At 64.0% G+C, this 13105-nt stretch carries 9 protein-coding genes; 7 read left to right on the top strand and 2 right to left on the bottom strand.

Annotated elements, in window-relative coordinates:
• Positions 1 to 2861 (top strand): YadA-like family protein (locus AB4Y32_RS06620; protein WP_368720530.1); only part of this gene is annotated, 2861 nt, incomplete at its 5' end.
• A 308-nt stretch (positions 2862 to 3169) separates the two neighbouring features.
• Here the strand turns inward: AB4Y32_RS06620 and AB4Y32_RS06615 are convergent.
• Complete coding sequence (locus AB4Y32_RS06615; protein ID WP_368720529.1) at positions 3170 to 4009, bottom strand: MurR/RpiR family transcriptional regulator; 840 nt, start codon at positions 4007 to 4009, stop codon at positions 3170 to 3172.
• 295 nt (positions 4010 to 4304) lie between these two features.
• On the opposite strand from AB4Y32_RS06615, the gene edd reads away from it, so the two are divergent.
• The 4 genes from edd (at position 4305) to AB4Y32_RS06595 (ending at position 8989) form a co-directional block, all read left to right on the top strand.
• Positions 4305 to 6215, top strand: a complete 1911-nt coding sequence (edd, locus tag AB4Y32_RS06610) for a phosphogluconate dehydratase (protein WP_368720528.1) — start codon at positions 4305 to 4307, stop codon at positions 6213 to 6215.
• A 19-nt stretch (positions 6216 to 6234) separates the two neighbouring features.
• Entirely contained in the window at positions 6235 to 6876 is a 642-nt protein-coding gene (gene eda / locus AB4Y32_RS06605; RefSeq protein WP_368720527.1) for a bifunctional 4-hydroxy-2-oxoglutarate aldolase/2-dehydro-3-deoxy-phosphogluconate aldolase, read from the top strand.
• Between the two features lie 246 nt (positions 6877 to 7122).
• Entirely contained in the window at positions 7123 to 8484 is a 1362-nt protein-coding gene (locus AB4Y32_RS06600) for a GntT/GntP/DsdX family permease (RefSeq protein WP_368720526.1), read from the top strand.
• A 10-nt stretch (positions 8485 to 8494) separates the two neighbouring features.
• Positions 8495 to 8989, top strand: a complete 495-nt coding sequence (locus AB4Y32_RS06595; protein ID WP_368720525.1) for a gluconokinase — start codon at positions 8495 to 8497, stop codon at positions 8987 to 8989.
• A 99-nt stretch (positions 8990 to 9088) separates the two neighbouring features.
• Here the strand turns inward: AB4Y32_RS06595 and purB are convergent, their stop codons facing one another.
• Positions 9089 to 10477: an adenylosuccinate lyase gene (gene purB, locus AB4Y32_RS06590; RefSeq protein ID WP_368720524.1), complete on the bottom strand. Its 1389-nt coding sequence runs from the start codon at positions 10475 to 10477 to the stop codon at positions 9089 to 9091.
• A 173-nt stretch (positions 10478 to 10650) separates the two neighbouring features.
• On the opposite strand from purB, the gene AB4Y32_RS06585 reads away from it, so the two are divergent.
• Both AB4Y32_RS06585 and AB4Y32_RS06580 read left to right on the top strand, forming a co-directional pair.
• Positions 10651 to 11607: a LysR family transcriptional regulator gene (locus tag AB4Y32_RS06585; RefSeq protein WP_368720523.1), complete on the top strand. Its 957-nt coding sequence runs from the start codon at positions 10651 to 10653 to the stop codon at positions 11605 to 11607.
• 182 nt (positions 11608 to 11789) lie between these two features.
• On the top strand, positions 11790 to 13082 hold the full coding sequence (locus AB4Y32_RS06580; RefSeq protein WP_368720522.1) for a Glu/Leu/Phe/Val dehydrogenase: 1293 nt from the start codon (positions 11790 to 11792) through the stop codon (positions 13080 to 13082).
• The last annotated feature ends 23 nt before the right edge of the window (positions 13083 to 13105 follow it).

The raw sequence follows: 13105 nt of genomic DNA, 5'->3' as shown, positions 1-13105 counted from the left end.
AGATCGGTCTGGTGCAGCAGGATGCGTCGACGGGCACGATCACGGTGGCGAAGGACAAGACGGGCACGCTGGTGGACTTCGCGGGCACGGCGGGCGCACGCAAGCTGACGGGCGTGGCCAACGGCGATGTGAGCGCATCGAGCGTCGATGCGGTGAACGGCTCGCAGCTGTACAACGTGGCGCAGTCGACGGCGAACGCGATCGGCGGCGGCTCGACCTACGATCCGGCAACGGGCACGATCACGAACCCGACGTATGTGATCGGCGGCAGCACGTATAACAACGTGGCGGGCGCGATGACCAACATCGACGGCCGCGTGACGAACCTCAACAACACGGTGACCAACATCGTGAACGGCGGCGGCATCAAGTACTTCCACGCGAACTCGTCGCTGGCGGACTCGGTGGCGACGGGCACGGACGCGGTGGCAATCGGCGGCAACGCGAGCGCGACGGCGGCCAACTCCGTTGCACTGGGCTCCAGCGCAACGACCACGGCTGACCTGACGGCTGCGGCATACAACCCGGGCAGTGGCACGCTGTCGGGCACGGCGGCGGTGGGCGAAGTATCCGTGGGTTCAGCAGGCAACGAGCGCCGCGTGACGAACATGGCGGCCGGTTCGGCGGCCACGGATGCGGTGAACGTGAGCCAGCTGCAGTCGGAGGATGCGAAGGTCAACAGCCAGGGCAAGAGCATCGCGAACGTGATTGGTGGCGGTTCGACGTATGACGCGTCGACGGGCACGATCACCGGGCCGACGTTCAACATCGGCGGCTCGACGGTGACGTCGATTGCCGGCGCGATGACCAACATCGACGGCCGTGTGACGCAGAACACGACCGACATCAGCAACATCACGACGCAGCTCAACAGTGGCGAGATCGGTCTGGTGCAGCAGGATGCGTCGACGGGCACGATCACGGTGGCGAAGGACAAGACGGGCACGCTGGTGGACTTCGCGGGCACGGCGGGCGCACGCAAGCTGACGGGCGTGGCCAACGGCGACGTGAGTGCATCGAGCGTCGATGCGGTGAACGGCTCGCAACTGTTCAACGTCGCGCAGTCGACGGCGAACGCGATCGGTGGCGGTTCGACCTACGATCCGGCAACGGGCACGATCACGAACCCGACGTATGTGATCGGCGGCAGCACGTATAACAACGTGGCGGGCGCGATGACCAACATCGACGGCCGCGTGACGCAGAACACGACCGAGATCAGCAGTATCACGACGCAGCTCAACAGTGGCGAGATCGGTCTGGTGCAGCAGGATGCGTCGACGGGCACGATCACGGTGGCGAAGGACAAGGCGGACACGCTGGTGGACTTCGCGGGCACAGCGGGCGCACGCAAGCTGACGGGCGTGGCCAGCGGAGGCGTGAACGCATCGAGCGTCGATGCGGTGAACGGCTCGCAGCTTTACAACGTGGCGCAGTCGACGGCGAACGCGATCGGCGGCGGCTCGACCTATGATCCGGCAACGGGCACGATCACGAACCCGACGTATGTGATCGGCGGCAGCACGTATAACAACGTGGCGGGCGCGATGACCAACATCGACGGCCGCGTGACGCAGAACACGACCGACATCAGCAACCTGAGCAGCAATGTGACGAACATCAACAACACGTTGAACAACATCACGAACGGGTCAGGTATCACGTACTTCCACGCCAACTCGACGCTGGCGGACTCGTCGGCGCTGGGGCAGGAGTCGGTGGCAATCGGCGGTGCTGCGTTGGCTCAAGGTGGCTACTCGATGGCAATCGGCAGCGGGGCACAAGCCCAGGGTGAAAACTCGACGGCGATCGGCAGCAAGTCGACAGCATCGGCGACCAACGCGGTGGCCTTGGGTCAGGGCTCGGTGGCGGATCGCGCTAACTCCGTATCCGTGGGCTCGGCGGGCATTGAACGTCAGATCACGAACGTGGCAGCCGGCACGTCCGACACCGACGCGGTCAACGTCGCCCAGCTGAAGGCAGCCGGCGTGATCGACTCGAACGGCAATTCGCGCGCGGTCTCGTACGACAAGAACGCCGACGGCACCGTCAACTACAGCAGCATCACGATGGGTAACGGTGTTGCCGGCGGCACGACGGTCCACAACGTCGCAGCCGGCACCGACGGCACGGACGCGGTGAATGTCAGCCAGCTGAATGCCGCCATTCAGAACGTGACGAACATCGCGAACAACGCAGTCGATCCGATGTTCACCGCCAACGGCGACCGCAATACGGAAGCAGCGAACGCCAGCGGCACGCACTCCACGGCGATGGGCCCGACCGCGAACGCGAGCGGCAACCAGTCGATCGCGGGCGGCTACAACGCGCAAGCAAGCGGCAACAGCTCGATCGCGATGGGCGCGAACTCCAAGGCAACGGCGGATCACGCCGTCGCGCTGGGTGACGGCTCGGTGGCCGATCGTGCGAACACGGTGTCGGTGGGCTCGGCGGGTCAGGAACGCCAGATCGCCAACGTCGCAGCGGGTACCGCAACGACGGATGCCGTCAACGTCGGCCAGTTGAACGACTCGATTGCTGCCGCTGTCGGCGGTCTGCCGGCGGGTACGACTGCAAGGCAGTACACCGACCAGCAGATCAACATGGTCCAGCAGAGCGTCAACAGCGTGGCACGTAACGCCTACTCGGGCATCGCGGCGGCCACGGCGCTGACGATGATCCCGGACGTCGATCAGGGCAAGACGATCGCGGTCGGCGTGGGCGGCGGTTCGTATCACGGCTATCAGGCTGCTGCGCTGGGTGCTTCTGCACGCGTCACGCAGAACGTCAAGATCAAGCTCGGTGCAGGCATCAGCGCGCAGGGCACGACGATCGGTGCTGGTGCGTCGTACCAGTGGTAAGCATCGGAAGTAGGCACAAGGGCGGTGCAGTAACGGCCGCCTGAGCGCAGCCTTCACAAGCAATACGCTTCAAGCAAAACGGGCTCCTTCGGGAGCCCGTTTCGCATTTAGTGGTTTGTGGTTTTTGTAGCTCATGCGCGCGATCAGTTCGACGCGTGCTAGCCCGTTTCATCCCGGTACACGTGTGCCCGTGCGCCGGCTTTTCTGATCATCGACGCTACGCAAGCGTAACGTTAGTCTCGCTTTCCGTCGCTTCCCGGCACGAGCCCGCCAAACGGCCATACGTCAACGAACCCGCAAGCGCTCCGCTACGTCACGACTCTTCGCTGCGCGATCAGATCCTTCGCGCCCGCCAGTTTTTCCGCCAGTTCCGGTCCTCGCTGAAGCGCGACGCCGACCGCGAGGATATCGCCGATCGCGAGATGCGACGTGCGCGAAGTCATCGGTGAAAAGATGTCGGTGTCTTCGTCGACATTGGCGAACAGGCCAATCGACGCAATGCGCGCCAGCGGCGAATTCCCATGCGTGACCGCAATCACTTTCGCGCCCGTGGCAAGCGCTGACTTCGCCGCGTCGATGATGTCGCGCGTGCGGCCCGTGTTCGAAATCGCCACCACGACATCGCCTTCGCCCAGCAACGCCGCCGACATCAGAAACGTATGCGGATCGGAATAAGCGACGCTCGGCATGCCGAGCCGGAAGAACTTGTGCTGCATGTCGAGCGCGGCGATGCCCGAGCCGCCCGCGCCGTAGAACTCGATGCGTTTCGCGTGTGCGAGCACCTGAATCGCGGCCGCGACGCTGTCAGTCGACAGATTGTTGCGCACCTGGATCAGCGCGCCGATCGTCCGGTCGAGCACCTTCGCGGCGACGCCCGGCGCCGGTTCGTCGGGCCGAACGTCGCGATAGACGGCGGGCACCTCCGTTGCGATGCCTTGCGCGAGCCGTATCTTGAACTCGCGGAAGCCGGAAAAACCGAGCGCATGACAGAAGCGCGCGATGGTCGGCTGGCTCACACCAGCGCGCGCGGCCACCTCCGTCATCGACAGATCGAGCACTTCGCGCGGCGCTTCGATCACGTAGTCGGCGAGCTTGCGTTCGGAAGGGCGCAACTGGTCGCGCATCGCTTCCACCTGGGACAGCATCATCGGGAATCTCGCACTATGCTGAAGAATGCGTGGACTATAGCTGATAGACGAATCGGGTACAAAAACTACATTTGTGCCGTAGGTGATTACCCTGAAGTCGAGCGGTGAATGCTTGAAAGCTCGGATACGTAACGCTCAGACGTGAATTCGGCCGCTCGGCAGATTCAGCAACTGCAACATTGTGTGCATGTAGTTTTTCTACTAATATCCCGATTGCCGGCGTTCCATGCCGTTCCCCGCGATATCAATCTGGCGCAAGCGCGCGTGCGCGCGAGCCAGCGACGAAGGAGCATCGATGGTTTCCCCGCATTCGCAACTGATGAAAGTCACGAAGCGCGTGATCGAGCGCAGCAAGCCTACGCGTGACGCCTATCTGTCGCGCATCGACAAGGCGCAGGGCAAGTTCCCGGCGCGCGGCGCGCTGTCCTGTGCGAACCTCGCGCACGGCTTTGCCGGTCTGGAGGGCAACGACAAGCTCGTCATCAAGCAGATCCGCCAGCCGAATATCGGCATCGTCTCGTCGTACAACGAGATGCTCTCGGCGCATGCTCCATACAAGGATTTCCCCGACATCATCAAGGCCGCCGCGCGCGAAAGCGGCGGTGTCGCGCAGTTCGCGGGCGGCGTCCCAGCGATGTGCGACGGCATCACGCAGGGCAACGCGGGCATGGAGCTATCGCTGTTCTCGCGCGAAGTGATCGCGATGAGCACGGCCGTCGCGCTCACGCACAACATGTTCGACGCGGCGCTGTGCCTCGGCGTGTGCGACAAGATCGTGCCGGGCCTGCTGATCGGCGCGCTGCAATTCGGCCATCTGCCGACCATCTTCGTGCCCGCCGGCCCGATGACGAGCGGCCTGTCGAACGACGACAAGGCGAAAGTGCGTCAGCAGTTCGCAACGGGCCAATGCGGCCGCGACGCGCTGCTCGAATCCGAGGCCGCCGCGTATCACGGCCACGGCACCTGCACGTTCTACGGCACGGCCAACAGTAACCAGATGCTGATGGAAATCATGGGCCTGCATCTACCGGGCTCGGCGTTCGTGCATCCGCATACGCCGCTGCGCGACGCGCTGACCGCGCAAGCCGCGCGCCGCGTGCTCGAGCTGACCGTCGAGCGCGGCCAGTACATGCCGATCGGTCACGTGATCGACGAGAAGGCAATCGTCAACGGCATCGTCGGCTTGCTCGCGACGGGCGGCTCGACCAATCACACGCTGCACCTCGTCGCGATTGCGCGGGCGGCGGGCATCATCATCGACTGGGACGACTTCGATACGCTGTCGGCGTCGGTGCCGCTGCTGGCCAAGGTCTATCCGAACGGCAAGGCCGACGTGAACCACTTTCACGCGGCGGGCGGCATGGCGTTCCTGATCCGCAATCTGCTCGAAGGCGGCCTGCTGCACGACGACGTGAACACGGTCGTGGGCAAGGGCCTCGCGCGCTACACCGAAGAGCCGAAGTTGCTCGACGGCAAGCTGACGTGGGTGCCCGGCGTCACCGAAAGCCAGGATACGGCAGTGCTGCGCGCCATCAACGAGCCTTTCCAGCCGGACGGCGGTTTGCGTCTGATGCAGGGCAAGCTCGGGCGCGGCGTCATCAAGATTTCGGCCGTCGCGAAGCAGCATCGCACGGTGAAGGCACCGGCTATCGTGTTCGATTCGCAGGAAGCCGTGCAGGAAGCCTTCGACAACGGCGAGCTGAAACGCGACTTCGTCGCCGTCGTGCGCTTCCAGGGCGCGCGCGCAAACGGCATGCCCGAACTGCATCGTTTGACGCCTCTGCTCGGCGTGTTGCAGGATCAAGGTTTCCACGTCGCGCTCGTGACCGACGGCCGTATGTCGGGCGCATCGGGCAAGGTGCCCGCTGTCATTCACGTGTCGCCGGAAGCGTTGCTGCAAGGCCCGCTCGGCAAGGTGCGCACGGGCGATACGATCGTCATCGATGCGGAAGCGGGCGTGCTGGACGTCGAAATCGAAGATGCCGAATGGGCTGCGCGTCCGATCGCCGTGTCACAGCATCAGGCGGAAAACGAAGTGGGTTTCGGTCGCGAGCTGTTCGGTGTGTTCCGCTCGGCGGCTGCGCCGGCGGAGTTGGGCGCGTCGGTGTTCGGGCCGCTCGTCGGCGAAGCGCCGCACGCAACGCGGCACGAAGGTCAAGCGGCAAGCGCCGTATCGAGCGAAGCCAGTCACGCAATGCAGAAATGAAGCGATAAGGAGTCTGAAGATGACGTCGAAAACAGTCAGCGAAATCGTCCGCCTGGGACCGGTGATTCCCGTCCTCGCATTCGATACCGTCGAGCAGGGCGAACACGTTTCGCGCGCGCTCCACGCAGGCGGCGTGAAGGTGCTCGAAATCACGCTGCGCACGCCCGCGGGCATGAAGGCGATCGAGCGCGCGAGCCAGCTTGCCGAGGACATCGTCGTCGGTGTCGGCACGATCACGAAACCAGAGCACTGCGAGCAGGCGAAAAAGGCGGGCGCGCAGTTCGGCGTGTCGCCGGGCCTCACGAAAGAGATGCACAAGGCTGCGCAGGATGCAGGTCTGCCGCTGCTGCCCGGCGTGATGACGCCCAGCGACATCATCGTCGCGCTGGAACTCGGTTATGAGATCGTCAAGTTCTTCCCGGCGCAGCAGGCGGGCGGCGTGCCCATGCTGCAGGCGTTCCACGGCCCGTTCCCGACGCTGAAGTTCTGCCCGACGGGCGGCATCACAGCGGAAACGGCGCCCAACTTCCTCGCGCTGCCGAACGTCGTGTGCGTCGGCGGTTCGTGGCTGACACCGAAGGCTGCGCTCGCCGCGCAGAATTGGGACGAAGTCACGCGCCTCGCACACGCTGCAAGCGAACTGGCCGCGCCCGCGCATTGATTCGCCGCATCGCGTTTTGACGAAGCGCGCAACAGGCTCGACACAGCCTCGCCGTTATAGCCTCGAAAGGCTTTAGCGGCGAGGCTTTTTGTTTATTGCGCGGGGGCTTCGCGCGCCACCAACGTCAACTGACAGTAAAATTCAGCGTCCGCGAATACGCCTCTTTTGAAGGCGTTTTAAGCATCCGGAAGCGGGCGAGTGCCGCAGCACTTGCAACTCAAACTAACAAAGCAAAGGAGGAGCTTCATGGAAGCTGTCCACGGCAGCATGCTGCTGATTTACGCGGTGATCGCCATTGCGGTGCTGATCCTGATGATCACGCGCTTCAAGGTCTATCCCTTCCTCGTCCTCATCATCGTTTCGCTGCTACTGGGCCTTGCGGTCGGCATGCCGGCGGGCACGATCGTAAAGTCGTTCGAAACGGGTAACGGCAACACGCTGGGCCATATCGCGATCGTCGTCGGCCTCGGCACGATGCTCGGCAAGATGATGGCCGAGTCGGGCGGCGCCGAGCGCATCGCCACCACGCTGATCAACTGGTTCGGCGAGAAGAACATCCACTGGGCGATGATGTTCGTCGCGATCATCGTCGGCTTGCCGGTGTTCTTCGAAGTCGGCTTCGTGCTGCTGATTCCGATCGCGTTCAACGTCGCGAAGCGCACGGGCAAATCGCTGCTGCTGATCGGCCTGCCGATGGTCGCGGGCCTCTCGGTCGTGCACGGTCTGATTCCGCCGCACCCGGCCGCGCTGCTCGCCGTGCAGGCGTATCACGCGGATATCGGCCGCACGATCGCATACGGTCTGCTCGTCGGCGTGCCGACGGCCATCGTGGCGGGTCCGCTGTTCGCGCTGCTGATCCATCGTCAGGTCAAGCTGGCGAATAACAATCCGCTCGCCGCGCAATTCGTCGATGTCGAGCACGAGGCGGGCACTCGCGTTCTGCCCGGCTTCGGCATCACGCTCTTCACGGTTCTGCTGCCCGTGATCCTGATGCTGATCGGCAGTTGGGCGGACCTCGTGTTCGCCCCGAAGACGACGCCGAACGATCTGCTGAAATTCATCGGCACGTCGGATGTCGCGCTGCTGATCTCGGTGCTGGTGAGCTTCTGGACGTTCGGCGCGAGCCGCGGCTTCAATCGCGAGCAGATCCAGAAGTTCTGCGGCGAATGTCTTGCGCCGATCGCGGGCATCACGCTGATCGTCGGCGCGGGCGGCGGTTTCGGCCGCGTGCTGATGGATAGCGGCATCTCGAAGGAGATCGTCGCGACGGCGACGGCGGCGCATCTGTCGCCGCTCCTGTTCGGCTGGTTCGTTGCCGCGCTGATCCGTCTCGCGACGGGTTCCGCGACGGTCGCGATGACGACGGCATGCGGCATCGTCGCGCCGATCGCGGCGGCGAGCGGCGTCCAGGTGAAGCCGGAACTGCTGGTGCTCGCAACGGGCTCGGGCTCGCTGATTTTCTCGCACGTCAACGACGGTGGTTTCTGGCTGATCAAGGAGTATTTCGGAATGACGGTGGGGCAGACGTTCAAGACGTGGTCGCTCTGCGAAACCATCATTTCGCTGATGGGCCTCGGCTTGACCTTCGCATTGGCGGCGGTCCTGTAAGGAGTTTCAAATGATTCTGATCGCGATGGGCGTGTCGGGCGCCGGCAAGACCCGCATTGGCGAATTGCTGGCGGAGCGGCTCAACTGCTCTTTCACCGATGGCGACGCGTTTCACAGCGCCGCCAACAAGGAGAAGATGCACCGAGGCATCCCGCTGACGGACGAAGACCGCTGGCCGTGGCTCAGAACGATCCGTGCCGCGATCGAGGAAAAGCAGCAGGCGCACGAAACGGCCGTGTTCACGTGCTCGTCACTGAAACGCTCGTATCGCGACATCCTTCGCAATGGTGACAAGGATGTCTGCTTCGTGTATCTGAAGGGCACGCGTGAACTGCTGGCGCAGCGTCTGCAGACGCGCACCGGACATTTCTTCGATCCGTCGCTGCTGCAAAGTCAACTCGATACGCTGGAAGAGCCGGGCGAGGACGAAGCCATCACGGTAGGCATCGAGCTGACGCCGGAGCAGATCGTCGATGAGACGCTCGCGAAGATCAAGCTGCGATAACGCCTGAGTCTGCCCTTGCGGCAGTCGTAAAAAAGGCGCCTTCGCAGGCGCCTTTTTCGTATTCGCATCGTTTAGCGATGCGTCAAGCGGGCGCGCGGATCAGCTGATCCGCTTCGCCAGTTCCGCTGCCTTGCCGATGTACGATGCGGGCGTCATTGCCAGCAGACGTTCTTTCGCATCGGCGGGAATCGCCAGGCCGTTGATGAACGTCTGCAGCGCCTCGCGCGTGATGCCCTTGCCGCGCGTCAGCTCCTTCAGCTGCTCGTACGGGTTCTCGATGCCGTAGCGGCGCATCACCGTCTGCACCGGCTCGGCGAGCACTTCCCACGTCGCGTCGAGGTCGTCATTCAGACGCTGCGGATTCACTTCGAGCTTGTCGAGTCCGCGATTGAGCGCGTCATACGCAAGCAGCGCGTAGCCGAACGCGACGCCGATATTACGCAGCACCGTCGAGTCCGTCAGGTCGCGCTGCCAGCGCGAAACGGGCAGCTTGTCGGCGAGATGGCGCAGCGTCGCGTTGGCGAGGCCGAGGTTGCCTTCCGAGTTTTCGAAGTCGATGGGATTGACCTTGTGCGGCATCGTCGACGAGCCGATCTCGCCTGCCTTCGTCCTCTGCTTGAAGTAGCCCAGCGAGATGTAGCCCCACACGTCGCGGTCGAGGTCGAGCAGGATCGTGTTTGCGCGCGCAACCGCATCGAACAGCTCGGCCATGTAGTCGTGCGGCTCGATCTGGATCGTGTACGGATTGAACGTCAGCTTCAGGCGCTGCTCGACGACTTGCTTCGAGAACGCTTCCCAGTCGAACTCCGGATACGCCGACAGATGCGCATTGAAGTTGCCGACGGCGCCGTTCATCTTGCCGAGCAGCTCGACCTTCGCGATGCGGTCGATCGCGCGCGAAAGACGCGCCGCGACGTTCGCGATTTCCTTGCCGAGCGTGGTCGGGCTCGCGGGCTGGCCGTGCGTGCGCGAGAGCATCGGCTGATCGGCCTGCGCATGCGCGAGCGCGACGAGACGCTGATGCACCGAGCGCAGCGCGGGCAGGATCACGTGTTCGCGCGCGCCTGCGAGCATCAGGCCATGCGACGTGTTGTTGATGTCCTCGGACGTGCACGCGAAGTGGATGAACTCGCTCGCGCGCTCAAGTTCCGGCTGGCCCTTCACGGATTCCTTCAGCCAGTACTCGACGGCCTTCACGTCGTGATTCGTCACGCGCTCGATTTCCTTGATGCGCGCGGCGTCATGCGCGGTGAAGCGCTCGACCAGCTGCAGCAGGAATTGCTCCGATGCTTCGGAGAAGCGCGGCACTTCGGCGAAACCGGCGTGCGACAGCGCGATCAGCCAGTGAATTTCCACGGTCACGCGATGGCGCATGAATGCGGCTTCCGAGAGCCAGTCGCGCAGGGCTTCGGTTTTCGATGCGTAGCGGCCGTCGAGCGGGGAGAGGGCGGTCAACGCGAAGAGGGAGTCGGGGCGGGTGTCGGACATGATGGGCGGGGCGGCAACGGTGAAAAACGCAAACGGGGAGAACCGCGAATTTTACCACTTCACGGCGTGCGGCCCGGCGCGTGCCCACGCGCGCTTGGTCCACGCTTGCCCTCTTGCGCGCGCGACGCCGCTAGAATGCGGGCTTTCTGTCATCGCTGGAGCACTGAGTCGCTATGGAACTGAAATGGCTCGAAGACTTCGTTTCGCTCGCGGAGACGCGCAGCTTCAGCCGCTCGGCCGAGCTGCGGCACGTCACGCAGCCCGCCTTTTCGCGGCGCATTCAGGCGCTCGAAGCGTGGCTCGGGACGGAACTGATCGACCGTTCGGTTTACCCGACGCGTCTGACGGCTGCGGGCCAGGTGTTCTACGAGCAGGCACTGGCGATGCTTTCACAGTTCCACGAGGCGCGCACGCTGCTTCGCGGCCATACGGCAACGCCCGCCGCGACGATCGAATTCGCGGTTCCGCATACGCTTTCGCTGACGTATTTTCCGAGCTGGCTGCAACGCATCGAAGCGCAGCTCGGCTCGATCCATACGCGGCTGCGCGCGCTGAACGTGCACGATGCCGTGCTGTCGCTGGTCGAAGGCGGCTGCGATCTCGTGATGGGCTATCACCATCCGAGCCATCCCGTCGCGCTCGATCCCGCGCGCTACGACATGCTGACGCTCGGCATCGAATCGATCAGTCCGTTCTCCGCGCCGGGCAAAGGCGGGCGCCCGCGCTACACGCTGCCCGGCACGCCCGACGCGCCGACACCGTATCTCTCGTACACGCCGAACGCGTACCTGGGCCGCATGACGGAGGTGATCTTCGCGACTGCGCCGGGGCGGCTCTATCTCGATCGCGTGTACGAGACGGACATGGCCGAAGGGCTGAAGGCGATGGCGCTGGCCGGACATGGCGTCGCGTTCCTGCCGCATAGCGCCGTCGAAGATGCCGTCGCCGATGGCCGTCTGCTACGCCTCGATCGCGCATCGCGCGGCATCGCGCAAGGCCAGCTCACGCTGACCATGGAGATTCGCCTCTATCGCGACAAGCTCGCGGCACAAGCCGACGATGCGCGTCAGCAGCTCGTGCGCGCGTTGTGGGACGTGGTGAGCGCGGAACTCGCGCACGGCTCGAAGTAGCGCGCGCTGAAGCCGCGCCGCTAAGCCCTGGCGGGAACGCATGCGAATACGCGGTTGCGACACGCAATTGCGCTTTTCACGGCCTTATGCAAGAAAGACATAACGGGATGAACAATCGGCATTGGACCCTTTCGGCGCTTTTTTTCGACAATGGCGTCACCCGATAAAACGCTGGAGCGTTCATGTCTACCGCGGCAAATGTGCAGTCCATCCCGTCCTACCTTCATCAGGACGATCTCGGCCCCTGGGGCAATTATCTCCGTCAAGTCGATCGCGTCGCGCCGTATCTCGGCTCGCTGTCGCGCTGGCTCGAAACGCTGAAGCGCCCGAAGCGCATTCTCATCGTCGACGTACCCATCGAGCTCGATAACGGCACCGTGGCGCACTTCGAAGGCTATCGCGTGCAGCACAACGTATCGCGTGGTCCGGGCAAGGGCGGCGTGCGTTATCACCAGGACGTGACGCTGTCGGAAGTGATGGCGCTGTCCGCATGGATGTCGGTGAAGAACGCGGCCGTGAACGTGCCGTACGGCGGCGCGAAGGGCGGTATCCGCGTCGATCCGCGCACGCTGTCGCGCGGCGAGCTGGAGCGCGTGACGCGCCGCTACACGAGCGAGATCGGCATCATCATCGGGCCGAACACCGACATTCCCGCGCCGGACGTGAACACGAACGAGCAGATCATGGCGTGGATGATGGACACGTACTCGATGAACCAGGGCCAGACGTCGACGGGCGTCGTGACGGGCAAGCCGATCACGCTCGGCGGCTCGCTCGGCCGTCGCGAAGCGACGGGCCGCGGCGTGTTCGTCGTCGGCTGCGAGGCGGCTCGCCGTATCGGCATGGACATCGAAGGCGCGCGCATCGCCGTGCAGGGCTTCGGCAACGTGGGCGGCATCGCGGCGCGTCTGTATCAGGAAGCGGGCGCGAAGGTCGTCGCCGTGCAGGATCACACGGGCACGCTGTACAAGGAATCGGGCATCGACGCAGTCGCGCTGCTCGATTACGTTGCAAAGCACGGCGGCGTCGGCGGCTATCCGGAAGCGGACAAGATCGCGAACGACGACTTCTGGACGGTCGAGTCGGATATCCTGATTCCGGCTGCGCTCGAAAACCAGATCACCGAAAAGAACGCCGGCAAGATTCGCACGAAGATCATCGTCGAAGGCGCGAACGGCCCGACCACGACGGCCGCCGACGACATCCTGCACGACAAGGGCATCCTCGTGATCCCGGACGTCGTTGCGAATGCGGGTGGCGTGACGGTGTCCTACTTCGAGTGGGTGCAGGACTTCTCGAGCTTCTTCTGGACGGAAGACGAGATCAACGAGCGTCTCGAGCGCGTGATGCGCGAAGCGTTCGCAGCCGTGTGGCAGGTGGCGAGCGAGCAGAAGGTGTCGGTGCGTACGGCAGCGTTCATCGTCGCGTGCAAGCGCATCCTGCAAGCGCGCGAAATGCGCGGCCTGTATCCCTGATACAGCGGCGCGGCCCGTATCTC

Source organism: Paraburkholderia phymatum (genome assembly GCF_040965635.1).
In the GTDB taxonomy this organism is placed as follows: domain Bacteria; phylum Pseudomonadota; class Gammaproteobacteria; order Burkholderiales; family Burkholderiaceae; genus Paraburkholderia; species Paraburkholderia phymatum_B.
This window is presented reverse-complemented; position numbering and strand designations above follow the sequence as displayed.

Excerpts from the sequence above, each read along its gene's own strand:
- AB4Y32_RS06585 (WP_368720523.1), top strand. The coding sequence starts at position 10,651 with ATGGAACTGAAATGGCTCGAAGACTTCGTTTCGCTCGCGGAGACGCGC.
- AB4Y32_RS06580 (WP_368720522.1), top strand. The coding sequence starts at position 11,790 with ATGTCTACCGCGGCAAATGTGCAGTCCATCCCGTCCTACCTTCATCAG.
- AB4Y32_RS06600 (WP_368720526.1), top strand. The coding sequence starts at position 7,123 with ATGGAAGCTGTCCACGGCAGCATGCTGCTGATTTACGCGGTGATCGCC.
- AB4Y32_RS06615 (WP_368720529.1), bottom strand. The coding sequence starts at position 4,009 with ATGATGCTGTCCCAGGTGGAAGCGATGCGCGACCAGTTGCGCCCTTCC.
- AB4Y32_RS06595 (WP_368720525.1), top strand. The coding sequence starts at position 8,495 with ATGATTCTGATCGCGATGGGCGTGTCGGGCGCCGGCAAGACCCGCATT.
- eda (WP_368720527.1), top strand. The coding sequence starts at position 6,235 with ATGACGTCGAAAACAGTCAGCGAAATCGTCCGCCTGGGACCGGTGATT.
- edd (WP_368720528.1), top strand. The coding sequence starts at position 4,305 with ATGGTTTCCCCGCATTCGCAACTGATGAAAGTCACGAAGCGCGTGATC.
- purB (WP_368720524.1), bottom strand. The coding sequence starts at position 10,477 with ATGTCCGACACCCGCCCCGACTCCCTCTTCGCGTTGACCGCCCTCTCC.